This is a genomic window from Paenibacillus sp. VCA1 (assembly GCF_031583795.1).
GTDB lineage: Bacteria > Bacillota > Bacilli > Paenibacillales > Paenibacillaceae > Paenibacillus_AQ > Paenibacillus_AQ albilobatus.
Genome location: NZ_JAVLSX010000001.1, coordinates 146,048 through 172,010, shown reverse-complemented (window position 1 = coordinate 172,010; position 25,963 = coordinate 146,048). Strand labels below are relative to the sequence as shown.

General features: G+C 54.3%; 22 protein-coding genes. 9 read left to right on the top strand and 13 right to left on the bottom strand.

Annotated features, from left to right (window positions below):
• Positions 1-7 precede the first annotated feature (7 nt).
• A complete protein-coding gene (locus RJP21_RS00755; RefSeq protein WP_310857671.1) occupies positions 8-1,537 on the top strand; it encodes an extracellular solute-binding protein in 1,530 nt (509 codons plus the stop codon).
• A gap of 111 nt (positions 1,538-1,648) precedes the next feature.
• On the opposite strand, the gene RJP21_RS00750 is transcribed toward RJP21_RS00755, so the two are convergent.
• Together RJP21_RS00750 and RJP21_RS00745 are read right to left on the bottom strand one after the other, a co-directional pair.
• Positions 1,649-2,833 carry a DUF4272 domain-containing protein gene (locus tag RJP21_RS00750; protein ID WP_310857670.1) on the bottom strand — a complete coding sequence of 395 codons (1,185 nt, stop codon included), beginning with the start codon at positions 2,831-2,833 and terminating at the stop codon, positions 1,649-1,651.
• Positions 2,834-3,014: 181 nt separating this feature from the next.
• A complete protein-coding gene (locus tag RJP21_RS00745) occupies positions 3,015-4,058 on the bottom strand; it encodes an AraC family transcriptional regulator (RefSeq protein WP_310858104.1) in 1,044 nt (347 codons plus the stop codon).
• Between the two features lie 144 nt (positions 4,059-4,202).
• Here RJP21_RS00745 and RJP21_RS00740 point away from each other — a divergent pair, with 144 nt between their 5' ends.
• Positions 4,203-4,784 (top strand): NAD(P)H-dependent oxidoreductase, encoded by a 582-nt coding sequence (locus RJP21_RS00740; protein WP_310857669.1) that lies wholly within the window; start codon positions 4,203-4,205, stop codon positions 4,782-4,784.
• 110 nt (positions 4,785-4,894) lie between these two features.
• Complete coding sequence (locus RJP21_RS00735) at positions 4,895-5,359, top strand: KGG domain-containing protein (protein WP_310857668.1); 465 nt, start codon at positions 4,895-4,897, stop codon at positions 5,357-5,359.
• Positions 5,360-5,568: 209 nt separating this feature from the next.
• Here the strand turns inward: RJP21_RS00735 and RJP21_RS00730 are convergent, their stop codons facing one another.
• On the bottom strand, positions 5,569-6,420 hold the full coding sequence (locus RJP21_RS00730) for an SPOR domain-containing protein (protein ID WP_310857667.1): 852 nt from the start codon (positions 6,418-6,420) through the stop codon (positions 5,569-5,571).
• Complete coding sequence (locus RJP21_RS00725; RefSeq protein WP_310857666.1) at positions 6,417-6,941, bottom strand: sigma-70 family RNA polymerase sigma factor; 525 nt, start codon at positions 6,939-6,941, stop codon at positions 6,417-6,419. Before RJP21_RS00725 ends, RJP21_RS00730 begins: the two co-directional genes overlap by 4 nt.
• Positions 6,942-7,200: 259 nt before the next feature.
• On the opposite strand from RJP21_RS00725, the gene RJP21_RS00720 reads away from it, so the two are divergent.
• Both RJP21_RS00720 and RJP21_RS00715 read left to right on the top strand, forming a co-directional pair.
• Positions 7,201-7,503 carry a hypothetical protein gene (locus RJP21_RS00720; RefSeq protein ID WP_310857665.1) on the top strand — a complete coding sequence of 101 codons (303 nt, stop codon included), beginning with the start codon at positions 7,201-7,203 and terminating at the stop codon, positions 7,501-7,503.
• Positions 7,504-7,567: 64 nt separating this feature from the next.
• The gene (locus RJP21_RS00715) at positions 7,568-8,254 is read left to right on the top strand and encodes a M14 family metallopeptidase (protein ID WP_310857664.1); all 687 of its coding nucleotides are present in this window, start codon (positions 7,568-7,570) and stop codon (positions 8,252-8,254) included.
• Positions 8,255-8,318: 64 nt separating this feature from the next.
• Here the strand turns inward: RJP21_RS00715 and RJP21_RS00710 are convergent, their stop codons facing one another.
• On the bottom strand, positions 8,319-15,155 hold the full coding sequence (locus RJP21_RS00710; RefSeq protein ID WP_310857663.1) for an alpha-amylase family glycosyl hydrolase: 6,837 nt from the start codon (positions 15,153-15,155) through the stop codon (positions 8,319-8,321).
• 314 nt (positions 15,156-15,469) lie between these two features.
• Between RJP21_RS00710 and RJP21_RS00705 the strand changes: the two genes are divergently transcribed.
• Positions 15,470-15,772 carry a hypothetical protein gene (locus RJP21_RS00705; protein ID WP_310857662.1) on the top strand — a complete coding sequence of 101 codons (303 nt, stop codon included), beginning with the start codon at positions 15,470-15,472 and terminating at the stop codon, positions 15,770-15,772.
• A gap of 168 nt (positions 15,773-15,940) precedes the next feature.
• Here the strand turns inward: RJP21_RS00705 and RJP21_RS00700 are convergent, their stop codons facing one another.
• Together RJP21_RS00700 and RJP21_RS00695 are read right to left on the bottom strand one after the other, a co-directional pair.
• Positions 15,941-16,555 carry a DUF2812 domain-containing protein gene (locus RJP21_RS00700; protein ID WP_310857661.1) on the bottom strand — a complete coding sequence of 205 codons (615 nt, stop codon included), beginning with the start codon at positions 16,553-16,555 and terminating at the stop codon, positions 15,941-15,943.
• Between the two features lie 16 nt (positions 16,556-16,571).
• A complete protein-coding gene (locus RJP21_RS00695) occupies positions 16,572-16,886 on the bottom strand; it encodes a PadR family transcriptional regulator (protein ID WP_160039568.1) in 315 nt (104 codons plus the stop codon).
• A gap of 467 nt (positions 16,887-17,353) precedes the next feature.
• Here RJP21_RS00695 and RJP21_RS00690 point away from each other — a divergent pair, with 467 nt between their 5' ends.
• Positions 17,354-18,424: an LCP family protein gene (locus RJP21_RS00690; protein WP_310857660.1), complete on the top strand. Its 1,071-nt coding sequence runs from the start codon at positions 17,354-17,356 to the stop codon at positions 18,422-18,424.
• A 155-nt stretch (positions 18,425-18,579) separates the two neighbouring features.
• On the opposite strand, the gene RJP21_RS00685 is transcribed toward RJP21_RS00690, so the two are convergent.
• The 4 genes from RJP21_RS00685 to RJP21_RS00670 form a co-directional block, all read right to left on the bottom strand.
• Complete coding sequence (locus RJP21_RS00685; RefSeq protein WP_310857659.1) at positions 18,580-18,933, bottom strand: DUF488 domain-containing protein; 354 nt, start codon at positions 18,931-18,933, stop codon at positions 18,580-18,582.
• Between the two features lie 212 nt (positions 18,934-19,145).
• Entirely contained in the window at positions 19,146-19,964 is an 819-nt protein-coding gene (gene phnX / locus RJP21_RS00680; RefSeq protein ID WP_310857658.1) for a phosphonoacetaldehyde hydrolase, read from the bottom strand.
• Positions 19,961-21,055: a 2-aminoethylphosphonate--pyruvate transaminase gene (phnW, locus tag RJP21_RS00675; RefSeq protein WP_310857657.1), complete on the bottom strand. Its 1,095-nt coding sequence runs from the start codon at positions 21,053-21,055 to the stop codon at positions 19,961-19,963. Before phnW ends, phnX begins: the two co-directional genes overlap by 4 nt.
• Positions 21,056-21,099: 44 nt before the next feature.
• Positions 21,100-22,092: an extracellular solute-binding protein gene (locus RJP21_RS00670; protein ID WP_310857656.1), complete on the bottom strand. Its 993-nt coding sequence runs from the start codon at positions 22,090-22,092 to the stop codon at positions 21,100-21,102.
• Between the two features lie 175 nt (positions 22,093-22,267).
• On the opposite strand from RJP21_RS00670, the gene RJP21_RS00665 reads away from it, so the two are divergent.
• On the top strand, positions 22,268-22,507 hold the full coding sequence (locus RJP21_RS00665; RefSeq protein WP_310857655.1) for a hypothetical protein: 240 nt from the start codon (positions 22,268-22,270) through the stop codon (positions 22,505-22,507).
• Between the two features lie 79 nt (positions 22,508-22,586).
• Here RJP21_RS00665 and RJP21_RS00660 read toward each other — a convergent pair whose 3' ends face one another.
• On the bottom strand, positions 22,587-24,206 hold the full coding sequence (locus RJP21_RS00660; RefSeq protein WP_310857654.1) for an ABC transporter permease subunit: 1,620 nt from the start codon (positions 24,204-24,206) through the stop codon (positions 22,587-22,589).
• The gene (locus RJP21_RS00655) at positions 24,199-24,951 is read right to left on the bottom strand and encodes an ABC transporter ATP-binding protein (RefSeq protein WP_310857653.1); all 753 of its coding nucleotides are present in this window, start codon (positions 24,949-24,951) and stop codon (positions 24,199-24,201) included. Before RJP21_RS00655 ends, RJP21_RS00660 begins: the two co-directional genes overlap by 8 nt.
• Before the next feature lie 241 nt (positions 24,952-25,192).
• Here RJP21_RS00655 and RJP21_RS00650 point away from each other — a divergent pair, with 241 nt between their 5' ends.
• Positions 25,193-25,951 (top strand): DeoR/GlpR family DNA-binding transcription regulator, encoded by a 759-nt coding sequence (locus RJP21_RS00650; protein ID WP_310857652.1) that lies wholly within the window; start codon positions 25,193-25,195, stop codon positions 25,949-25,951.
• Positions 25,952-25,963: the final 12 nt, after the last annotated feature.

Sequence of the window (25,963 nt, the reverse complement as noted above, 5' to 3'; positions counted from 1 at the left end):
TTATGTAATGAGTCCATCCGGAACAAAGGTACAGAAAAAGATGCTGATGAAATCCATGCTGGTCGTCCTGGGAGCGAGCGTGCTGCTGACGGCCTGCAGCGGCTCCAAAGGGGCATCGAAAGAAGGGGACGGCCCGACGCCGATCCAAATGCAGACGCTGAATTACGCCACCGAATTTATCGACAATACCAACCCGATCTGGAAGGAGTTCGAGAAGCGCACCAACACCAAGCTCGACATCACCTGGCTGTCCCCGTCGACGTCGGAGGAAAAAATCAACGTCATGCTCGCTTCCGGCGACCTGCCCGAGGTGACGTTCGTGGAGTCGCTGATCAACCCGCAGCTGCAGAAAATGATCAAGCAAGGGGTCTTCTGGGATTTGACGCCGTACATCAAGGATTATCCGAACCTGAGCGCTTCCAACCTAGCCGAGATGTGGACCGCATCCAAGGTGGACGGCAAAAACTACGTGATTCCGCGCTATTACCCAAGTTACGGCGGCGGCGCCTTCCCGATTCTCCGCAAAGACTGGATGGATAAGCTCGGGCTGCAAACGCCGACAAACATGGACCAGTTGTTCGAAGTGCTGAAAGCATTCAAGGAAAAAGACCCGAACGGCAACGGACAGGCGGACGAAGTGCCGTACGCGGCGAACCCGGACACGATGGGCTTCGTGTACGGCGTGTTCAACGGAACGCAAGGGCAATGGAAGCTGAAAGACGACAAACTCGTTCCCGTCATCACCGAGGACGCCTCCCGCGATGCCGTGCTGTGGCTGAAAAAGGCCTTTGATGCGGGCTTATTCCCGAAAGATTTTGCCATCATGAAATATTCCCAGACGGTGGACCTGATCCGCGGCGGCAATGCAGGAGGCACCTCCCAATCGATGAACCACGCGTGGGTCACGGGTTCCAAAATCCGCGAGGTCGTGCCGACGGCAGACTATATGCCGATCACGTACCTGGAAAACGCGAGCGGGGAAAAATACACGCCGTCCGGCACGCCATATTACGGAGTATACTTGATTCCGAAAAAGGTGCCTGAAGCGAAAGTGAAAAAAATTCTCGGGTTTTTCGACTATGCTTACGGCAAAGAAGGCAACGAGCTGGCGACCTACGGCATCGAAGGCGTGCATTACACGGTGCAGAACGGCCGAAAAATTCCGACGCCGCAAAGCGAAAAAGACCATCTGGGCGACGGCAACATGAACAACCTGATCCACCTGATCAGCGACGATATGTCCATCGGCGCGGTCGGCATGCCGGACGATGTGTACAACCGGAACGTCGAGATCGTTAATGAACGCAAAAAGATCAAAACGCCGAACCCGGGCAGCGAGCTGTACTCCGAGGCTTACAACAAATACTATCCGGAAATTTCGAAAAAAGTGAGCGACATGCGCACCAAGGTCATCATCGGCAAAGATACCATCGAAAACTACGACAAATTCATCGAGCAGCTGCGCAACGACCCGACCTTGAAGCAGGTGGCGGATGAAATGACGGAAGCGTATCATAAAAAGATGAGCAGCCAGTAAGCCGGAAAATCGTTGGGCGGCCCATCGGCCTGCCGGAACCGTACACAAAACAAGGGGATGTTTCCAAGGTCGGCCGACCTTGAAGCATCCCCTTACGTTTTGGGCTTTCCACTATGTATCCATGCTAATATCGTCCCATGCTTCGTCCCGGTAACCGATCATCCAGAACAGCGCCCGGCGACGCTCCATCACGACGCTTTCGTTCAGGCCGGCCGCAGGCTCCCTGCCACGAATCCGGTCATTGACGCAGGCCCAGTGCAAGCGGTAGATTTTGTCCGCTTCGTCCAACATGTCTTCCGCGCGCCGAAGTGCCGTCCGCTCCAAAAACTCTTCAAAACCGCTGCAGCTCGATACCGCCTCAATCGCCGCTTTGGACTCGCATGGATGATCCGGAAAATCAAGCGAATCCACCACCCCAAGCGCCCAGAGCAGCGCCCAATAAGCCTCGTATTGCCAGACCAGATTGACCGCATCCTGATATTCGGGCTCCGCCTGCTCCAGCAAATCTTTTTCGGCTTCGGTCAATGCATCCTTGACCCCGAATCGATCGAGCAGACCGGTCACAAAAGCTTTCGATTCCGCCAAATCCCCCTCCTGCGCGACGTCGCACGCGTATTGGATGACGATCAGCAGCGCCGCGGCCCGGCGGGCGATCTCCCCTCTTGATCTGACCTTCAATTCGCTAAGAGGAGGCAGTTCAGGCAGGTGCTCCACGTACGGAACTTGCTTTTCCTTCAGATAAGCCAAACTTCTTTGCTTTCGCTCCGCGCCCTCCGGCGTCGTACGGTCCTCGCCCCGGATTTTTCTCGTGCATGCCCGCGGACTGAAATCGGCAGCATCGGAGCTTCCGTCGGGATACACGATGACCCGCCCATCCCGGTCCAGCAGCGTGCCGTCGGGAATAAACCCGATGCCGTCCACTTTTGCGGCAAGCTTGATAAAGCGTTCCAAGTCGTCTTTGCCGTATTCTTTTTCCGTTTCGATCGCCAGCATCGTATTGATCACGGAAATCTGAATCATGACGCGGCGTTTTAAATCCTCGTCCGTGAACGGAATACGGTCGTAAAACCCCATCATCCCCGGAATATTGTTCGCGAAATAATCCGGATCGGTATCTTCCGAGGCGACGCGAATCGTTATTTTGTTGTTTTTAAACCAGCCTTTCGGATGAACCGTCATCTCCTTTTCTCCCGGAGCCCCGCCCGTTACTTTAAAGCCGTCGGCAAAAACCTCATGAACCAGCCCGCCGATATCCTTGATATCGTTTCGGGATGCAAATATCGTAAAATAAGCCAAAAACGTTCCCCCTCCTGTCAGCGACGGTTCGTCCATCCCTTAACCGTTTATGCCGTGAAAATTAAACTCCCGACTAGTTGGCGGCACCCTTTTTGCGGTTTTGCGCCTAACCATCCTCGAAGCCCAACCTCTCCTATCTTAACAAAACCTTCTATTTCCTGGAAGAATCCGCGCCGGCTGCTTAATCAGATGCCATCCCAAATGCAGCTTGGAGCGATGCGATGTGTCCGTTCTCCGCCCGATATTCTCCCGGCGCTTTTCCCGTCCATTTTTTGAAAGCCGCGTGAAACGAACTCGGTTCGGAAAAATGCAGCAAATAGGCAATTTCCGTTACCGTGTGTTCCGGCCGCGCCAAATAGCGGATCGCCAATTCCCTTCGCACTTCGTTTGCGAGCCGGTTATACGTCGTCCCTTCTTCCTTCAGCCGGGCTTGGAGCGTTCTTGCGCTCATCCGCATTTCCTTGGCTGCGTCCTGGAGACTCGGGAAAAAGAATGACATAGATGACAAAATCCATTCCCGCAAACGCGATGACAGCACCAAACCTTGGACCAGCGTCTTCCGCACGTCCTCCACCACGCCCTCAAAAACCGCAAACAGCCGGGAATCCGCGCCTAATACGGGGTAGTCCAGCACTTCCTTGCGGAATGCAAGCGCGTTATGTTCCTGCCCAAAAAGAGGGATTACACCGCCAAACGCTGCGGCATAAGCCTCGACAGGCGCCTGGCGGGCATGCGAGAAGCTTGCTTCGGTAAGATTAACCGGTTTGCCGCTCAACTGAAGGATGATTTGGACAAGGGAAGCCGTCATGTCTTCGATGCAGTGCCGGCTGAAACCGCGCCCGGACTGCCGAGGGACCATACGGACAACCGCCTCATCCCCCGCAATTTCAACCTCGGCGTTATATTGGCCGCAGACGACGTCATTGTATTTTTGATAAGCCGCCAATGCATCGCCGATCGTCTTGGAATGCAGCATCGCGTATCCAAGCACCCCGAGATCGGAAAGCTGCATCGCTTGTCCTTGGCGAAGTCCAAACGCCGAATCTTTCGTATAATCCGCCGCCGATTGCATGATCCGTTCGAGCTCTTCCGTTTCGATTCTCGCATCAGGGTATGAAAGCAGCCCGTTATCTACATCGGCATAAGCGCAAAACGCTTCCCAGTCGAGCCCTTTCGCGGCCATCGATTTGCGAATCGGCCACAGCAGCGTGACCGGTACATCCATTGTCTTCAATCCGTTTCCTCCCGACCAGCGCAAATGATCAAGTTTTTCGCGCGTTTCCTCATGTCGTTTGCGACACGTTTCCCGTTATGATGACTTTGGTTTTATTTTATCACGGGTATCGTTTCTATGAAGGAGGACTTTAACATGCAAAAAAACATTGCGGTCATCATCGGCCATCCCGATCCCGAAAGCTACTGCCACGCCCTTGCGCATGCATACATCAAAGGGGCGGAGGCTGGCGGCGCTAACGTCCGCCTTTTGGATCTCGCCGCCATGAAGTTCGGTCCTATTTTGCAGTACGGCTACCGCAAGCGGACAGAGCTCGAACCGGATCTTGTTCAGGCGCGGGAAATCATTTCATGCGCCGACCATCTGGTATGGGTGTACCCGACCTGGTGGGGGACGATGCCTGCTCTCATGAAAGGTTTTATCGACCGCGTATTCCTGCCGGGTTTTGCGTTTTCGTCCGCGCCGGACTCACTGGTGGTCAAAAAACTCCTCAAAGGAAAAACGGCCCGGCTGCTCGTCACGATGGACTCCCCATCCTGGTATTACCGCCTTGCGCTCAGGCAGGCCGGACATGTCCTCATGAAGCGCGGCATTTTGCAGTTCAGCGGCATTCGGCCGGTGCGGATTACCGAAATCAGCAAGGTGAAAATGCTGTCCGCAGAAAAGCGCAAACACTGGCTGGAAAAGGCGGAGTCGCTTGGGGCGAAGCAGGCTTAGCATAATCGGGCCACCCTTCTTCTGCGCAAATCGGATGTTTCAGATCCCGATGCACGGGTAAGTAAAGAGTGCACACGCAATACTCAATACCCTAGAAGGAGTGATTCGAAATGGCAAACAATAAGGATGACCGTAAGATGACACTCGAAGAAGCCGGACGCAAGGGTGGCGAGACAACCGCCAAAACGCATGACCGTGATTTTTATCAGGAAATTGGCCGTAAAGGCGGAGAGGCAACGTCGGAATCCCATGGCCGTGAATTTTATCAGGAAATCGGCCGCAAGGGCGGCGAGGCGACAGCGGATTCCCATGATCGTGACTTTTATAAGGAAATCGGCCGCAAAGGCGGCGAAGCGACGTCGGATTCCCACGACCGTGATTTTTATCAGGAAATCGGCCATAAGGGCGGCGAAGCAACGTCGGATTCCCATGACCGCGATTTCTACCAGGAAATCGGCCGCAAGGGCGGCGAAGCGAGAAGTGGTAACGACGGAGGCGGCGATGGCAAAATGAGCCGCGAGGAAGCGGGCCGCAAAGGCGGGGAAGCCCGGGCCCGACAAAGAGACGACTCCTAATGTAGATGAATAAAAGAAATGCCGGCACAGGAAACTCCGCAAAAAGAGAGCCTTCCTGCCGGCAACCTTTGAAACTTGAAAAGGACAGCACGCCGCTGTCCTTTTCACATTTCTGAAGCGGCTATCGCAGCGTGAAGCAAGCGCGGCTCGGTATTGGTCCGGAACCGAAAAACAGTCCGTAACCGCAGGCCGTCTCCCCGCTTCATGCCTCACTCCGGATTTTCATTGCTCATCCAGCCATCGACTTTAAGCGGCTCGAAGTAATCCTCTCTGGCGGATAATTTGCGGAGCAGCTCCTCGGCTTCGCCGCGGGAAGCAAAACCGCCGATGACAACGGCAAATTTGCCGCTTTTTGTTTTGATGACGCTGCTGCCGTCTCCGGCATACTGCTCCTCAAGGATCGCCAGCGTTTCTCCCTGCTCCATTTCCTGGCTGCGGACAAAATAGACCTCATGCGCTTTTTCCTGTTTCGCTGCGCCAAACAGCTTCAGCTGAATATAGCCCGGCTGCCGGTATTCCGATACGGAATAATCGATGTTGTCGCCCAGCTCGACGACAAACCGGACCGCGGAGTCGTCCAAAATCACGTTGCTGTAAACGTCCTTTACATTGGAGAGCCCGCGAATGTCCCGCTCCAGCTTTTCCATATCCAGGTTCCGGACGCCGTTAAAGGTAAATATCAGGCGGTTTGGCGCTTCCTTGCGTTCGACCGTATAAGCCGGCGCGCTCGCCGTCCGTTCGCCATCGATCGTGAAATGGATGTTCAGCGAATTTTCCTCCGCCGTCGTGGTCACGGACACCCCGTCGGTGCGCTCGCCGCCGCTTCCCACCTGCAGCACTTTGACGATCGACCCGATGACCGGTACATCCGACAATGCCATGGCCACGCCGGGCACGTTCACCGTAATGATGAAAGCGGCGCAGGCCGCCACGAGAGCGGACGAACCGCGGAGCCATGTCATGTTTCGTTTATGGGCGCGTCCCCGCTTCATGGCGTCCTGAATGACCCCGGAAAGGCGGGATGGAATCTCGATGTCGTCATAGCGTTCTTTCCCCGTCATTGTACATCCACCTCTTCCTTGATCAAATGTTTTTTGAGTTTGCCCAAAATCCGGTACAGCTTCGTTTTGACGGTGTTTTCGGGCAGGGAAAGCACTTCCGCTATATCCTTGAACCGTTTGTCCTCAAAATATTTCAATATGATAAAAGCCTTGTCTTCCGGCTTCAGCTGATCCAGCGCGTCATACAGATCCCATTTCTCCTCCAAAGAAACCGGGTCTTCCTTCGCCGCAAATTCCGCCGCGCCGTCTTCCGTGTACGTATATTTTTTCTTTCTTTTGATATGGTCGAGCGCGCAGTGGATGACGATCCGGCTGATCCACGTTTCAAAATATTCAGGGTTTTTCAATTTCCCGAATGATAGATATGCTTTGTACGTTGCTTCGGAGACGATTTCCAAAGCTTCCTGTTCATTTTTCACGTAGCAGTACGCAAAGCGGTAGAGCTTTTCCTTGCAGGCTTCGATCCGCTCGCCAAACTGCCGCTCCGTGAATGCTCCCTTCTTGCTGTTCAGTTGATTCACCCCCCTGACGACTTCAAAGGCGCGTTTCGCCCCGCGGTTCTCATCCCGGGCCCGGGTCTTTGAGTGCCGCTTATGCCCGTTTGACTGGGGAAACACCAAAAAAGTTTCAAATACGTCTTTGCAAATAAAAGGAAACCATCGAAAACGGATCGGAATCAGTCGCAGCTCCGTCGATTTCGGTCGTAACTTTGGAGACCTATTTTATGTTATATACAATAAACGAATCCCTGAGCCAAGAGGGGAAAGGACGGGGTGACTCATGACGGAGGAAATTAAGGAAAACAAGCGGCTGGAGGAGCTGCGGAAAAAACATGCGGAGCTATGGCAGGCATTGTCGGCGCTCCGGGAGGATCAAGCGGAACGTTTGCTGGACAGCTTCTCGAAGCAGATTCGAAAAGCGGAAGCCGACGGCAACCGGCAGGTCCGCAACGAAGCGGATGGCGAACCAAGCATCGGGCATGCGCTGCGCTCCCCGTGGTTTTACGTATCGCTGTTCATCGGACTGAGCCTGCCGGTCGCTGCCTATATTGCATTCATTTATATGTCATTGTCGCTGGAGTAACTTATGATTTGGCAAATGCCTGTACCTTCGGCCTTCTGGACGCATACCTTAATCCAGAAGGGAGATGAAGGCCATGACCGTCCAGAACCATACGTTGGCCGCGGGCACTTCCCATGCCACACCTTATTACATCGTTCCGGGAGGGAGAAACGGTCCCGTCATGATGATTGTTGCGGGAATCCACGGCAATGAAACGGCAAGCATCCATTCCGCGCGCCAGCTGGTGGGACAGCTTCAGAATTGGCGGCTCCGCATTGCCCGAGGCAAGCTGATCATCGTGCCCATCGCCAATCCCCAAGCCTACCGCAAACGAAACCGCGGCGTTCCCGACCTGAACCGGACTTTTCCGAAAGGGCCGAAACGTCCGGCTACCCATCCGATGTCCCAAGCGATCGTTCAGCTAATGAAAACCTACAAACCTTCCTGGTATTTGGATCTCCATGAAGCCAACGGGCTGTCGAAGCACGACGCCAAGGTGCTTGGGCAGACGCTCGTCACCAACGCCGCCAATCCGGTCGTCCCGGCCGCCCGGCGTGTCATCCAACGGGTGAACTCTGCCCTGCAATCCCCTTCCCATCAATTCCACCTGCGCCTGCATCCGTTGTCGGGCTCGTCCCGAACGGCGGCGGCCCGCCTGATTCATGCCAAAACCGTTACCGTCGAAACGTGCTGGAGCCTTCCATTTCATGTCCGCAAATCTTACCAGATTCGGATAATCAAACATTTTCTCAGGGAGGCTGAAATGGTTTGATCCCGAATCGAAACCCAAAAAGACCCCTGATAAGTGACAAGTCAGGGGTCTTTTTTATACATTCTTATTTTCCTGTTATCAAACGGTAAATGACCTGGGCGCTTTCCGCGCGGGTCGCCTGGCCTTGCGGAAGGAACCGGCGGTTTTCGTTCCCTTCCAGCAATCCCAGCTTGGCTGCCGTTTGCACGGCATCGCGCGCCCATGGGCTGATCCGGTCGGCGTCCGCAAATACGGCATCTACGCCGGAATTTGCCGGGTGCTTCGCATGGTACGCTTTGACAAGCATCACGGCCATTTCCTCGCGGGTGATCACCGCGTTTGGTTCAAAGACGGCTTCGGAACGTCCTTGCACGATGCCTGCTTCATGCACGGCGGCAACGGACGCCGCATACCAAGCATCTTCAGGCACGTCGGAAAATGCCGCCGCCTGTTTCGCTTCAAGCCCCAAAGCGCGCGCGATCAGGGCGGCGAATTCAGCACGCGTCACGCTGCGCTGCGGCTCGAACCGGTTTGAGCTCGTTCCCGTTGCGATTTGGCGCAAAGCGAGGTAGGAAACGGCGTCAGACGCCCAGTGGCCTGCAGGCAGATCGGCAAATCCCTTCCGCCATTCCAAAGCCGCATACGTGCCAGGCTTCCGAATGTCTGCCGTCAGGGCTCCCCCGGCGTTCGAAGCGTCGCCGACCCATTCAACGGCGCCGTCGTCCGACACCCGATACATCGCCGTCATGTTCCGTTTTGCCTGGTCTTGAGTTTTGAGGCTCAGGCGCAAGGCCGGATGAAACGACGACAGTTCTTTCACCGTTTTTCCGCTTCCATCGATCAGCAGCAGCTTCAGATCATACCACTCCGATTGCTTCGCAAGCTGCGCCCCGGACTTCGCGCCCGCCTTCGACAGAAGCTGCTGCACGGACGAATCGTCCAGTGCCGCGAGCTGGAGACAGATTTGCTGTCCGGACGCTGCCGTTTCGGCAGCCGCCCCAAGCTGTTCCAAAACGGCGGCCGGAACGGTTACCGTATCGGCACCGCGCTTCACTTGGAGCGCCACGCCTTGCAGCAGGCTTCCCGTTTGAACCGGGAGCAGCACGCGATCGGCGCTTCCCGCATCAATTTCGGCAGGGCTGCCATTGCCGTGGTGGCTCGCTGCCGTTTTGATCTGTTCGACGGTGAACGCGGCGGTTTTGGCATCCTTTTCGCTAGGGCTGCCGCCCGCGCTTGACGGGATGCCGGAAGAGCTGCCCGGCGCACTGCCGCCTGCTCCGCCCGAACCTCCGCCTTCTTGGCCGCCGTTGCCGCCATCCCCGCCTTTGTTGGACACGGTGACGGTGCTTTGTGCCTGATAACCGCCGTCGTGGGTCGTGACGGTTATCGTTGCGGTACCTGCTTTCAGCGGCGTTACGGTGCCGTTGGCATCGACTTTGGCGACCGTTTCGTCGCTCGAAGCGAACGACACCGCCTTGTCGGCCGCATCCTCCGGTTGAACGCGGGCGGTCAACGTTCCGACGGAGCCGCCTTCCGTCAAACGCAGCTCGTTCGGAGCAAGCGTCACGCCGGTCACGCGAACGGGATTCGGTTCGCCTTCTTTGTCCTTGCGCGTAATGGCGAGCTCAATCGTTTTGGTTGCCTTTGCGGCCCGCCCTTTATCCTCGTACCACGGCAAGTTCAACGTTTCAGCGCTTGGCTCGGTATGGACGGAGAAGCGGTTCATGCCCGGAAGCAACGGAATGTCCCGGACCTCCACGTTCCCTTTGGCATCCAGCGCATCCGCCGGAATCGGCTGCCCGTTGATGGTCACGGCCGAACCGTATGGAACGTTGGCTTTTAACGTAAAGCGGTCCTCGTTCGTTTCGTAGGCGATCGCCTCTCCGTAGGAAGTCCGCGGAAGCATAACGATCATCGGCATATCCACCCAGCGCAGGACGTAATCGTTGACGGTCATCTTGTTGCCGCCCTCGTTTTTGATCGTCAGCTTCATGTTGGTATTTTCGGAGGAATACGCATAGTTGCTCATGTCGGAAGGATCGTCGGCCATGCGGGAATGGGAGGTCAGCGCTTCGGTATCCCAGGTTCCCCGCGTATATTTGTATTCGATCTGTTTTCCGGCCATCATTTTGAAATCGTATTCCACGATGTCCCGGGTGGTTGCCCCGCTTGGCACGTTCAGCTTCCCTCCGGCCTGGTTCCAGCCGTTGATCGTACCCGCGATGTAAATATCGTCCTCTACCGGCGTGTAGCTCGGCAAATGCAAGCGGAGCTTGACGTCGACCATGACGAGCTTCGGCGTCACCGCCTGCTCATTCGAGAAAGCCCGATTATAAAACGCATCGATCGCTGCGACCCGGTACGTGTACGTCGTGTCGTTGGTTACCGTAAAATCGGTGTAGCCCCGCGCCGAAGCATCGAGAACGGCCAGCTTTTTGAAATTGCCCCCGTCCTGCTTGCGGTAAACCTCGAATTTGAACGCGCCGCCCGCGTGGGTCCATGCCAACTGGGCGCGGCTCGATTCGGTGCCAATCGAAGCCAGGACCGGTGCTTCCGGCGGCGTCGTATTCACCGGATCGGCATAGACGTCGACATATGCGGACGCAGATTCCGTATATGTCTGTCCGTTGTCGGTGGACACCTTGGCGAAATAATGGAAGGTTCCGGCTTCCGTCGGTTCAAACGCAGCCCAGTACACCTTCCGCCCGTCCGGCGTATCTTCCAAATAATGCAGCTTGGTTTCGCCCGCATCCTCCTTGTTTTCGCCTTCTTTGTAAAAAGCCAGCTTGGCGGCAGCCCCCGGCATTTCTTTTCCGGCGTAAGCAGGATGATCCGATAATCCCGGAATGTGGATCGTGACTTGGATTTGCGAAGTCGTATGCCCCGCCCCCAAGGTCACGGGCGTCGAGGTGCCTGTGATTTCCACCGATTGCACCGGATAAAAAGGCGTAGCGGATGCGTAATCGCTCAAACCGCTCTCCCCATCCGGCGTGACCGCCGTCACGGCATAATAATATTTCGTTCCGTTCTGTACGTTCGTATCCGTCCAGTCCGTTCCGTTCACCGTTGCGGCTTGCTCGAGCGCCCCGCCTTCGATCGGCGCGCGGTAAATGCGGTAAGACGCCGCTTCCGGAACGGCATTCCACGACAGCGCGACAAAGCCGTTGCCTCCGATTGCCTGCAGTCCGCTCACTTTAGGCACGGCCTTCAGGCTTGCGTCCGAAGTCATCATCATGCCGCTCATCGCCTTGACCGTCACACTGGCTTTTCCGTCTTTGAATCGAACCGTCGTGCCGCTTCCCAGCCGGTCGATGAGGCTGATATCGGATGGCAGGAAACCAGCGGTGTCGAGGCTGATCGTCGCGTCGCTGCCGCCGCGGTTTACGATGACGAGACCCGCCTGGGCATCGGTTTTGCGCGCATATGCGATGACGTCGCCTTCGTCATAGGCCACTTTCATATCGCCCGTACGGAATACCTCGTTGTCGTTTCGGATTTCAGCCGCCCTTTGGTAGGTTGCCAGCAGATCCGCGTATTTTCCCGTTCCCGCATAACCTCCCCCGGTTTCGCTTACCCGTTCCCACGGGAACGTCCGGCGGGAGTCCGGATCTTTTGTGCCTTCCAAGCCTACCTCATCCCCATAGTAGATCGTGGGCGCTCCCGGGTAACCCATCTGGAAAACGGCCGTCAGCGCCTGCATGCCAAGCGCCCGGTCCGACGGGCTTGGAGCGATCTGCAAATGCTCTTCTTCCCAGGACGGTTTGTCGTATTTGGTGATGGAGCGGATCGTGTCATGCGAATCCACCAAATTCAGCATGACTTCCCACGCCTCTTGCGGATAATCCTCGCGGATCGATTCCAGGGATTCATGGAACTGGGCGGCGTTCCCGTTCAGGACAAACGTTTGCAAAGCGCTGCGGAAACGGTAGTTCATCACCGAATCGAACTGGTCGCCAAGCAAAAACCTCGTCGCCACGCCCCACTCTTCGCCCAAAATGATCGGGTCGTCGATGGGTTCGCCGTTGGCGTCGGTCCGTCCCTCCGTCGATTTAACGGCTTTGCGGAACTGCTGCCACGTGCCCGAGGACACGTCAGGCGCAACATCCAGCCGCCAGCCGCGGGCGCCGAGCCATTCCCAACGCTGGGAGTTGGCCTCCTGCATCCGCTGCGCCGCCTGGTCATCCGATAGGCCCGTCAAGTCATGGCCGACCACCTGATCCCGGTACCCTTGAACGTTCCATTCGTGGTTGCCGGACAGACCGTCCGCATCGCCGGCAGCCGGTTCAGGCGCATCAATGACGGGCAGGGAGTCGAACCCCCACCAGCCTTCGTATTTGTAATGGCCGTCGACCTTTTCGTTCAATACCTTGAACCACGTCGTAAAGTCAAAGTCTTCCGGATAAGCGTAATGCTTGCCCGTCGCCGGATTGATTTGGGACGTAAACGAATCAACCACCTGCCGCTTGGCTTTCTCCAACGTCAGGCTTGAATCCGCATTCATTTTGTCGTAAACCTTCGACCAAAATTCGTAAGCCCCGATCTCCGGATATTTCTCATAACGGTCAAAATAAATGGAGTCGTCGCCGACATGGTTAAACACGCCGTCCACGATCAGCCGGATGCCTTTGGCGCGAGCCTGTTTGGCAAACTCGGCAAAGACGCGGTCGGATGCGGTCCTCGTCGCTTCATAGTTCAAACCGGAGGTCGGGTCGCCCGGCTTGTTATACACCGGCTCGCCGAACATCGGATCCAGATGCTTGTAGTCGGTGGCGTCGTACTTATGGTTGGAAGCCGCCCAAGCGACCGGATTGAAATAAATGACGGTAACGCCAAGCGATTTCAAATAATCCAGCTTTTTCGCCACGCCTTGGATATCCCCGCCGTAAAATTCGTTCGTCCACACGCCGTCGGACTTGGCATCCGGGAAATAAGGCTTGTTTTGCGGGAGCACGCGGTCCGGGTTTTCCGGCACGTCGCTCCACGAGCCTGCAACATCCTCCGGCACGGGGTCGCCCGGGACGCCGCCATCGAAAAATTGGAGTTTATGCCCGTTTTTCGCCGTCATCGTTTCGCCCGGCATGGCGCCGCCGCGGTAACCGTCCACGATTTTCGCCCGGTTGTTGTCCGGGTTGCCGTCGAGGAACCGGTCCGGGAAAATCTGATACACGACCGCGTTTTTCATCCAGTCCGGCGTTTTAAAATCCTTTTTGTACACGGTCAGCTCGTACGGAAGCACCCCGTCGTCAGCCGTCGTGCCTGCTCCGCCGCGGTTGTTGTCGTCCCCGTACTCCACTTTGGCCATCCCGTCGACGAGAATGAATTTATAATTCCATACGCCGATGCCTTGAAAAGCCGTCTTCGGAATCGTGGCCTCCCAATAGTCCAGCCCGCCAAAAGAAGTCGCCACATGCATATCGTAAGCGGAAGACATCCCCTCGGGATTCGTCAGCTCCACGCGCGCGACCTGGACGTCCCCCGCCTCGGCGGCGATCCGCAGCGTAACGTCTTCCGTTTGCTCCTTGACGGCTCCGAAAGGCTTTTTATAAGTAATCTGGCGTGAATCGAAATACAGCTTGCCCTTGTTGATTTTGCCGTCGTAGGCGGCGTCGGAAGGCATGTAGTTGGTCGTCAGCACCGGTTTCGGCTGGCTGAGGTCAATGGAAAATATGACGTCGGACGGATCCAGAACGTTCAAAAGGAAATTGTTTCCGTTTTCGTCCCCATAATTCGGCGTTCCATCCCACCGGTCCCCCAGCACCACCTTCATCTCGTATTTGCCTGCAGGCACCGGGCGCTGCAGCTCATACACCGAACCGTCAAACCGGGTATCGACGAACATCTGCTTCGCTTCGCCCGGAGCCCACTCGTTTTCGCCAAACAGCTTTTGGATATTGCCTACCAGCCTTGGCCATTCGGCTTCGGTCAGCTTGGGCGCATATTGCGGCAGGCCCTGCACGTTCGGCAGATTGATGCGCGCCTGGCCAAGCTGTTCGTTGACGTAAATATTCACCTTTGCGGGCGCATCCAAATCGAACGCAAAATTGTTGCCGTTGTTCGAAAACCCGTCCCAGGTGCCGCTTTTGACGATTTTGAACTCATGGTGGCCCGCATCGAGGACCGTCGAATATTGATAAAAATCTCCCGTCAAATGCTTCATCCGCGTCTCTTCGGAGCTGTTGTTCCAGCCCTGGAAGCTGCCGGCGATCACCCATTTGGACGCGCCTCCCGGTTGATCAACCAGCGGGTCGGGCGTCAGCCCGGAGAGACCCGTCTTCGCCGCAGGTTCTGCGGACGGCTGTGCCGAAGCTGCGGCCTCCACCGTTATTTTGCTGTCAGGGCCGTCCGCCGGAGGGTTGCCCGGGTCGGAAAAGCGGATGTCTCCCGTCCCTTCGGAGGAAGCGACAAACGCATACGTATATTCCCCAACCGGAAGCGTCTCCGTCGCATAACGATACGTGCCGCTTTCGAGCGCAAGCGGGTGTTGGTCCGCTCCCCCGGAAGCGTCAAAGCTTCCCGTCGCCTTCAACACAGGGGTATAAGACAGGCGCAAAATGCCTTGATCATCGGAGGTAGCCGTCAGGGGCGAACCGCTTTGCTGCACGCCGTTGACGGCAATCGCGTAGGCGTATTGCTCTCCGGCTTGCAGCCCCGGGACTTCAGCCGTGTATGTACCGTCGTTGTCCGGATCGGTTAGTTCCGCCGTCTCATTCCATCCTGGGGATGCGCCTGAAGCCGTGACCTGAATCAGCGTTTGCGGCAGCTGGAAATAAATTTTTCCTTCATCCGCGTACGTGCTTTTCGGCTCCGCCTCCGCCGCCTCGGCCAAAACCGGGCGGAAGACGCCGGCAATCAGTTCGATTGTCATCATGAACGCCAATAGCAAAGACAACGCGCGGATTGGTTTTTTTCTGCGATAGCTCATATAAGGCCTCCTTGATAAAAATGATGATCAAAATCTGCTTCATTCATTGAGCAAACGTTTGCACAAACGCAAATAAACCTCCTTTATTCATTTTGTATGTCAAACCCTGATGCTTGAAATCAAAACTGATTTCATCTTATTATGAAAACGCTTACTAGTCAATCGGCGCCAAGTTTTTTTCTTCCTGCATTTTATCGGCATTTCGCCATCCTTTTTTGCATCTTTCGGGCAATTGGTATTTTCGGGGAATTCCCATATAATAGCGTAAGTATTCATTTTTGATCGCAAATTGGATTCGAAAAGGGGGACCCTGTTTGAAGAACCGGACCGCATTTACGATTTTGCTTATTTTAAATATTTTATACGGACTCACCCTGCTGCTTTACCCTTTCATGCTGATCGTCGTCGCCTTTTCGTTCGACGACCCCGCCGCGGCCCACAATGGGTTTGTCTACACTTACGTTGCGATCCTGTTGAGTTATCCGCTGGGTCCTCTGCTTTCGTTTATATGCTGGTTTTTTTACCATCGTTTTGCCTTCAAATGGGCTTATGCGACGGCGAATCTGACCCTGCTGTGGGTCATTGCGTTCTGTCTGTGCTTGCCGTTTTTCGATTAACAAAACCATCACTCCCCAAGGTGGGGCTTTGGCTTCGAAGGCAGATTGAGATACGCTTTCGGGCCCCCGGAAACATTATACATTCTTGCAGATCAAAAAAAGCTTCCGAAAGAACCGGCAGCCGCCGACTTTCTGGAAGCTTTTGATCTATAGGTAACCCCGTTCTTTCTACTCTTGCTGCGATCTCGTATACTCGTTTTTCGCTTTATACGCAAAAGCGGCATACACGAGAATCATGATCGGAATGACCGCCCAGCTAAACCCTCTCATGACGGCGAACGGCGTTTCAAACAGGAAGGACCTCCAAAATTGCGATCCGCTCATCTCCCATAACCCCGGTGTATAGTACAGCAGCTTGGGCTTCACAAAAGCGGTCACTTGAATCGCGCCCGTCGAAATCAAAACCGCAAAAAGCGGAATGAAGCTGCAAGCCAGCGACAGCCACATATCCGAGATGCGTTTGTACCGCGCCGCCTTCGAATTGACGTCGGAAAAAATGTCTTCGTCTCCCCAGTCGCCCGTTTGCTTAAAATATTGGGCTCCGGATTTTTTCGTACCCGCAACGTGGGTCCAGCCGCAGTCCTCGAACAATGCCTTGTAGTCCTCAAAATCCCGACGGGTTTTAAAGGTCCGGTAATCGATGCGGTAATTGGCCTCCTCCGGTTTTGCAGGCTCAAATTCATAAGTCATCGATTTATTAACCAATCGGTACCCCTGACGGGCCATCTCGTTTAACCACTGTTCCTCACGGTCGAAATTCGTAAAAAATTTCATCTTTTTCATGGCGGTTCCTCCTTTCTTACGATCCCATGATCGCGTTTGTCACTTCAATCATATGTTTCATCCGTTCAAAGTCCTGGCGCAAAATGGCAAGCCCCTGGTCGGTAATGGCGTATACCTTGCGTCGGCTGTCCTCGCTTTGGACCGGCTGGATCCATTTCTGCTTCAACAGGTTTTCCACGGCCCCGTAAAGCGTCCCGGCAGCCATCCGCACCTGACCGGCGCTCATCTCCTCCACCTTTTGCATGATCAAATACCCGTGTGCCGGTTCGCGCAAAGCGAGCAATATATAATAAACCGTTTCCGTCAGCGGCAAATGTTTGTCTCTGCTCAACAAAAGTCCCCCTTTTATTCAGTTCCTCTTTATATCGCATAACTGTATAGTTACACTATATATAGTTCGACTGTATATTGCAACTGTTTTTTTATCGGGAAAACAACGTATTCGAAGGAAAGGGGTAAAAGTGTTTCATGCCCGATAAAAAAAGCGTGCAGGGAAGCGTAACACGCGAAGGACCTCGTATAGCCGGAATGCCCAATGGGAACGACCTAAGCGGTAAATGCTCACGGCATGCGCAGGCGACGATATTTTGCAACGGCTCAAGCCTCAGCTTTCTTCCTTCAGGGAAGGGGCTGAGGCTGCTTGACGTGCCGCCGCTTCTTCTAACACAAGCTCGTAGATTTGATCGATTGCATATTTGATAGTATATTTTAAAGTATTGAATCTCGTTTATTTTGGTAGAATTTGCGACTTTATGCCGATTTTAAGGCGAAAATTAATGAACATGAACTGGAGGAATTATGGCCCGTCCCAAGAAACAAAAAAGCGTTTACCGTAAAATCGTGCTTAGCCTGATCGGCGTGATCGGAGTCTGTCTTTTGATCGCAGGATCGTACGCCGGATATTTACATCAAAAAGCCATGTCAGCCCTACATAAAATTTCGGCCGCCGAATACCAGGCCCCGCAGCGGCAGGAAACGGAGCACCAGGTGCCTAAAGAAGAGTTCGAAATCGAAAACATCAGCGAAAATGATTTGAAGCCGGTGACGTTTTTGTTTGCCGGCGTCGACAACCGCGAGGGAAGCGGCGGAACGATGAATACCGACGTCATGATGATAGCGACGCTGAACCCGAAGACCAGATCGGCAAGTCTGCTGTCCATTCCCCGCGATCTTAAAATTACGCCGGCCGGCCAATCGAGCCATAAGGCAAATTATTTCTATGCGCATAACTACATCCAAAACAAGGCGACGGCGATGGCCGAAACCAAGCAATTGTTCGGGGACTTGTTTCACATCCCGATCGATTACATGGTTCTCATCAATTTTGACGGCTTCCGCCAGGCGGTAGACGCCGTAGGCGGACTCGACATCGATGTCGACATGGACATGCGGTACAACGATACGGCGGACGGGACCCATATTAACCTGAACAAAGGGCCGCAGCATCTCGACGGCAAACAAACGCTCGATTTCGTCAGATACCGCAAATCGAACGACGGAACCGGACCGTCTTCCGATTTCGACCGCAACAGACGCCAGCAGCAGGTGCTGAGCCAAATGCTCGACAAGCTCACTTCCCTGAACGGCATCGGCCAATGGGGAGACATGCTGGACATTATCGGAAACAACGTAAAAACGGATATTCCGGAGGACCAGTTAAAACGCTGGCTGCTTAATTTCAAACAAATGAAGCCCGACGCGACCAACATGCTGACCGTGGAGGGCGACTGGAAAAGTCCGTTCGTGTATTGGAACAAGGAAGAGTTGACGCAGGCGATGGACGCCCTGTATTCCAATTTGAATTTAAAGCCCAAACATAAAATCGATCTGGGCAAACATTTAGGACTGTATACGAAACCATCGAACTGACCTATCGGCAGGCATCACGACATCCACAACCGCGCCCGGTTGTGGATTGTTCGTATGGGCCGGATGAAACGGACGCTTCGGCCATCCGCCGGTTTCGCCCGCCGCTGAACCGGTTCGGCCGTCACGCATCTCGAAACCAAACCGGCGCGTTCCGTTTACATGCCCTCAATCACTTCCTTAAGAATAATCGCCTGGTTCATCTTTTCATCCTTTGCGCCGTACACCAGCGTTACGGCATCGGTTTCCGACCATTCCTTGATTTGGTCCAGGAGCTTCCGGGCTTCCTCGTGCTGAAGCTCTTGTAAATAGTTTTGTTTGAATGTTTCATAATTCTCGGGCTTATGGGCGAACCACTTGCGAAGCTCATGGCTGGGCGCAATCTCTTTCATCCATATGAAGATCGATGCCTGTTCCTTTGTCAGTCCCCTCGGCCAAATCCGGTCGACCAGGATTCGTTTGCCGTCGGACTTGCCGGGAGGTTCGTAGACGCGTTTGATTTGAATAGACATGATGACACCCTTTCTCGTTCCGCCTTATGTGTAAAATTATAGACCTTCACAGGGGGGTTTTACACTTCAGGCTGCCGGTTCTCTATTCCGGCCGTCGACGACAAAACGAAAAAATGAGGGTATCCCCAAGCCAAAAGGCCTTAGGGATACCCTCATTTTTTTCAACGCTATTAGATCCTGGATCCGATCCTGCCGAATTACATGCAGCCGGCTTACCGGACACAGCCTGGTCTTTTCCCTTCCGCGAGAAGCCCGTTAATGCGTTCGATCAATGCCGGAAGCTCGGCCATCGTACGGATCGTAAAATCGGCTCCGTGCTCCATAAATACCTGCTTCGTTCGGGCGATCGCCGCTTCTTTTTCCGACGCGGACAAGCCATGGTACTCCTCTTCTCCCAGTCCCATTTCGGAGCTTCCGACTGCGACGCCTACCGACCATACGCCGGCTTGCACGCCCTCCTTTATATCCGAAGTCGTGTCCCCTACCTTGACGACTTTCCAAGCTGCGGACAATTTGAGGTGCTCCATATTGCGGTAGATCATGTAAGGGTAGGGTCTTCCGTACGACCCGGTATCATCAGGTGTCACGACATGATCCGGAGCGTATCCTTTTTCCCTGGCGCCCGCTACGACCACTTCCATCATGGAGCTTGTGTAGCCGGTCGTCGAACCGATCTTCAAGCCTTGGGAACGCAGCGCCTCCACCGTGTCGATGACGCCCGGGATCGGATTCGTGTATTCGGACAAGGAAACCATCAGTGCCGGTTCGAATTCGGCGTACAGACGCTGCACGTCTTCCTCGTTAAAAGCTCTGCCGTAAGCTTCTTCCCACAGGGCCGATACTCTCGGCATGGACAACATGGCGCGGATGTGGTCGATTTTCAGCATCCCCATCGGTCCCCGTGCTTCTTCCATCGTTACTTCAATGCCTGCATGCTTAAAAATGTCCACGAATACATTCACCGGCGCGAAACATCCGAAATCCACCGCCGTTCCGGCCCAGTCCAAAATAACGCCTTCGATGTTGCTCATCGTCCCATTCCTCCCATGTATTCTTTAATGATGCCGCATAAGCGCTCGATGTCTTCCGGATAAATCTCGCCGATATTTCCGATCCGGAACGTGTCGACGTCCGTCAGTTTGCCCGGGTAAATAACGTATCCCCGTTCTTTTACGAAACCATAGAAGTCTCCAAAGTCAAAGCTTTCGTTCGGGAACAAAAAAGTCGTAATGATCGGCGACTGCTTCTCTTCCGAAATATAGGCATGAATGCCGATCTCCGCAAGCTTTTGGCGGAGCAGGCGGTTATTCTCGCGATATCGCGCATGCCGTGCAGGTACCCCTCCCTCCTCGAACAACTCATCCAACGCTTTCGCAAAAGCCGCCACGACGTGGGTCGGAGAAGTGAACCGCCATTTGCCGTCCTTGTCCATCCCCTTCCACTGGTCGTACAAATCCAGGGACAAGCTGCGGGCGACGCCTTGGCGGGTGTTCAGTTTTTCCAGCTTGGCGATCGCGAACCCGAAACCCGGAACGCCCTGAATGCATTTGTTTGCGCTGCTGATCAGATAGTCGATGCCCAGCCCCGCCACATCGATGCCGATGCCGCCGAAGCTGCTCATCGCGTCGATGATGAGGGTTTTCCCGTATTCCTTGGACAGCCTCGCTACCATCTCCAGCGGATTCAAAATGCCTGTCGTCGTCTCGCAGTGAACCATCGCGATATGCGTAATTTCCGGATCGGCCGCCAGCATCGCTCGGAGCTCCGCTTCCTCCGGCTGCGCATCATAACTGACTTGGTACGGCTTGTAGTTGAGGCCGATATATTCCGCCATCTGCACGATTCGCTCGCCGTAAGCCCCGTTCGTTACGATCAATATCTTGTCGTCATCCGAAACGGCCGTGGTCATCACCGATTCCACCGCAAACGTTCCGCTGCCCTGCATCAGCACGGCGGTATATTCATCCGAACCGGCGCCGGCAAGCGCCAGCAGCTGCGATCGGATTTTTTGCGTAATCGATTTATAGTCGTCGTCCCACGTGCACCGGTCAAACAGCATTTCTTCCTTCACCGCGGCGGTCGTGGTAAGAGGTCCCGGGGTTAACAGCTTGTAGTCGTTCATTTTTCTTGGCTCCCTTGTTCTGGTTTATTTCTTCGGCAAAATCGTTATTGGGCTGCTTTGAAAAATTCCTGGTGTTTCTTCAACAATTCGACGGTCAACGGTTCGACGAACTTCATCGGATGCGCAGGCTGATTGGCGTTTTCCACCGTCTCGCCTTTGTACAGCGCCACCGGATAATTGGTGATGAGATCCTTCCGCGCGTCTTTGATGATCGTTTCCGCCATTTTCATGGCCAGGTCGGTCACGGCATTTTTCTTGTCCACTACCGCCACGGATTCGGTGAGCGAAAAGTTGCCTTCAGCAGGGTCCACGTAGTCGATCGGCGCGCCGGATGCTTTCGCTTTGACGGCCTGGTGACGCAAACCAAAGCCTGCTGCGACCTCGCCCGCCTGCACCTTTTTGATCGGGCCGGAGCCGGAGCTTTCCAGATGCGGGCCGACGTTGGCGATCAGATCGTGAAGGACGGTTTTGCCTTCTTCCTGGCCGTATTGGCTAATGATGGCTTGAACGAGCAGCCAGCCGGTCGAGGAATCCATAATGTTCGGGATTGAAACCAGGCCTTTGAATTCGGGTTTGGTCAGGTCCTTGATCGACGTCGGCATCGGCAGGCCTTTTTGCTTCAGCACTTCGGTATTGACGAAAATCGAACCGGTGTTGGCCAAAATCGGCGTATAATAAGACGGGTAGGATTCCAGCGCATCCGTTGTAAACGACAGGTCCTTGTACATGGAATACTGGCTTTGCGAGCTTTCGATAAAATAAGAGCTCATCGTGATCAGATCGGCTTCAATCTTTCCGCCTTCGGCCATCAGCTTGCCGCCAAGCTCCGAGGTGCCGAGCGATTGCAGCACGTATTTGCCGTCATATCCGGCGTTTTTGAGCGCGGCTTCCATGGAGGCGACGGCCTCTTCGTCCGCGTTTGTGTAAATGACCACTTTTTTCGATTCTTCCGCTTTGCCGCTGCCGCAGGCTGTCATGGCAAGCACGAAGCCGATGGCGAATAGCGTAAGCAGCATACTTTTGATCGTTTTGGACATCGTAAATCCCTCGCTTTTAATGATGATAAGTGCGGTAAAGGCCGCTGCGGGAATGATCGGGCTTTCGATTGCTGCCCGCATTTTGGAATTAAAATTAGTTTACTGACTTCGTGCGAAGTGGCCGCTCCGCGTACGGATCGTGCTTCCGATCGCTGTTGCCTTTGGATTTTCTTGATTGAACTATTCATTGTTAAAATCCAAAGACAAAGCGGATGCTTCCGATGCTAGCTTTCTTTCAGAAAAGCTTTTAGGCGACCGCTTCCGCTTCTTCACCACGATTCCGTCCCCTCCGCTACTTTCGCTTTTTGCTGGTACTATTTTGCCGATCGAAATTCAAATCGGACGTTGGTCTTCCATCGGCGAACTCTTATTTTCTTTAGTTCGATCCGTCCCCTCCGCTGGATTTTCCGCATAAGTGGATGGGTAGTCTTTAAACTGAAATTCAACCAATCGAATTAGAGTAGTTTGCTTATCCAGCCCCTGCTCAAGCTAGCTTATCCACGCACCGCCCTCCTCCTCTGCATCCAATCGCACGCGACCTTAACCACCAGATTGGTGAAAAAGATCAGCAGCGACAGCACGAAAATTTCGTTGAACTTGGCGAAATGCTGCAGCTCCTTGATTTTGCTCGCCACAACCGAGGTTTGCGCCGACACCAGGAAAATGATCCCGCTGATCGTCACCATCGAATTGACGAAGTAATAACCGAACATTTCGATGACCGCGGACGCCGAGTTCGGCAGCACCACCCGGTACACCGTCTTGAACCAGCTGTCCCCGAGCAGTTCGCCCGTCGTCTCCCAGGACGGATTCATCTTGGAGAGGGCGTTTTTGGCCATCATGTACGGCGTCGTAAACAGATGCACGATGTTGCACACCACGAGGATGGTAAACGTGCCTTTCAGGCTGCTCCCGTTAAACAAAAGCAGGTACGAAATCCCGAGCACCATTCCCGGCACCGTATTGGTGACCATCGACACGATGTCGGTGGCAGCTTTCGCTTTAAGCCGGGTGCGCACGTTCAGCAGCGCGGCTCCGTATGCGGCCAGTGTCCCCAGCAGCGCAGTCAGCAGCGCGACCCAGAGCGAATTTTTGTACACGCCCGTCAAATCGCCGGATGCGAATACATCGGAAAAATGTTTGAACGTAAAAGCTGTATCGTAAGGGAAGCCGTTCATGAACGGCGCCACGAACATCACCGCAAAAACAGAAAGTATACCGACCACGATGGCGGACGACAGAATGCCCAATCCCGCATCCCGAACCCGATGTTTCGGCAGCTCGATGGCGTCGATTTTGTCGTAGTGAAAATTCAGCTTGTCCAGGTACCGCAGCAGCCAAATCCCAAACGCAGCCGGAATCAGCATCACGACCGCGATGACCGCCCCCTGGTTGAAATCCGGAATGGAACCAAGCATCACCTGGTAAAGCTGGGCCGCAATGACCGGATACGTTCCGCCTACCGAAGCGGGGATGCCGAAATCGGTGAAGCTGAGGATAAAAGCGAGCACGAATGCTCCGCCCAACGCGCCCACGAGCGGCCGCAAAACCGCATTAAAAAAGCTCCTTACCGTCCCGTCGCCCATCAGCTTGGACACGATGATGAATTTTTTGTCGACATAGCCGAAAGCGTTATGGATCAGCAGAAAAGCCGGCGGCAACGTGTAAATGACGTATCCCGTCAGCAAGCCGTTAAAGCCGTATATTTCAAACAGATTGCGCCCGATCAGCTTCGTGATCAGCCCTTGATTGCCAAACGAATACATGATGGCAAACCCGTAAGTGATCGTCGGCAGCAGCATCGGCACGAGGATGGCGGTTTTGAGAACGCCTTTGATCGGGCGAAAGATCCGGGTACAGTGAATGGCATAAGCCAAAATAAATGCAAGCGTCGTTGCGATCACAGCCGAAACCGCCGACACTTTGACGCTGTTCAGGGCCGCTCCGACCATGTCCCGCCCTTTCCACACCGCCGCATAGTTTGCAAGCGAAAAACCCTCGCCCGTTTCAAAGGAACGGATCAGAAGAACGAGCAAAGGCAAGAACAAAAACCCGGCGAAAAAAAGCAGCAGCAGAGCGAATACGACGCGCATTTCGGTTTTGACTTTATGCATACATCTCACCGAACAGGTTAAAAATGTTTTGCCGTTTGATTCTCAGCTGCTTAATGATGAACTGCTCGACGAATTCGTTGGCCGGTCTGCCGATGATGTCCTGCGGTGCGCCGAACTGGGCGATCCGGCCCTGATTGATGATCAGGATTTTGTCGGACATCGTTAAAGCCTCCTCGGGATCATGCGTTACGATCAGCGTCGTCAACTTGAATTCCCTCGCGATCGATTGAATCCGCTGCTTGATCGACTCCTTGATCACCCCGTCCAGCGCGCTGAGCGGCTCGTCGAGCAACAGCAGCTTCGGTTTCGCGACGAGCGTTCTCGCCAAGGCCACCCGCTGCTTTTGTCCGCCGGACAGCTCGCCGATTTTTTTGTTCAAATGCGGAGTCAGCTCCAAAAAATCGATATATTCCTGAACCTCCTTGGGGCTCACCAGACCTTTTTTATTCCGCAGCCCATATACGATGTTCTCGTAGGCGTTCAGGTTCGGAAACAGGGCGAAATCCTGAAACACGATGTTGAAGCCGCGCTTTTTCATGGGGACGCGGGTCAGGTCTTCATCGCCGAAAACGATGCTTCCGCGGTCCGCCCCGGTCAAGCCCAAAATCAGGTGAAGCAGCGTCGTCTTCCCGCTTCCGCTCGGACCGAGGAGCGACATAATTTCCCCCGTGCCGATCTCGAAGCTGATGTCGTCCAGGACGGTTTTACCGTCGAATTGTTTGCCAATATGCTGCAGCTTCAGCAAGCCGCCCACCTCCTTAAACACAACCCCAGTATAAAAACCGTATGTCAACCCGAATACGCGAGTGTGTAAATTTTGCGTAAATTATGCATAACTTCTTCATAACTTTTGACTAACTTAATCCGTGATCCAACGGTAAAACATGACGATCTATGTAAAATCTATTGAATCCCCGGAAGGCTGAAAGTACACTGGAATTGTTTCGGTTCGAAACGCCAACGTCATATATTAGCGGGTGAAAGCGATGCTGCCACTGGAGAGGCAAAAGAAAATTCTCGACCTATTAACCGTCAAAAAAGTGCTTAAAATGACGGAGCTTACCGAGGAACTCGGCATTTCCGTCGATACGCTCCGCCGGGACATTAACCTGCTCGCCAGCGCGGGGAAAATCGAAAAAATTTATGGGGGCATCAAGCTCGCGGACCGGTTCGGGGAATCCTCGATGGACGAGCGGATGGTCAACCATTTGGAGGAAAAAGAGCGGATCGCCCGCAAATGCAGCGAATGGATCCAGGACGGCGACTGCATCTATATCGACAGCGGCTCGACGACTTACCAGATTGCCAAATACATCAAGGATAAAAAGAACCTGACCGTGATCACGTGCTCCGTTCCGGTCATCCAGGAGCTGATGGACACCGATGCCGAGCTGATTATCATCGGGGGCAAAATCCGGAAGGAAGAGCAGTCCGTCGTTGCGTTTGATTATATTTTCAATTTTCACGAGCTGAACGTCCGGAAAGCTTTTGTCTGCTGCAGCGGCATCACGGTCGAAAGAGGGATTTCGGATTATAATCTGGAGGAAGCCGTCACGCGCAAAAAAATGATCGAGCTCTCCAAAGAGGTCATCGTCGCGGCCGACAGCACCAAATTCGGCAAAGACGTCACGGTTGCCATCGCGCCCCTGGAGCGGATCGACACGATCGTGACGGATGCCCATGTGGACCGCGGCTTCCTGACCAAATTCAAAAAAACGGGGACGAATCTTGTCATCGCGGACTGAACATAAAGCCTG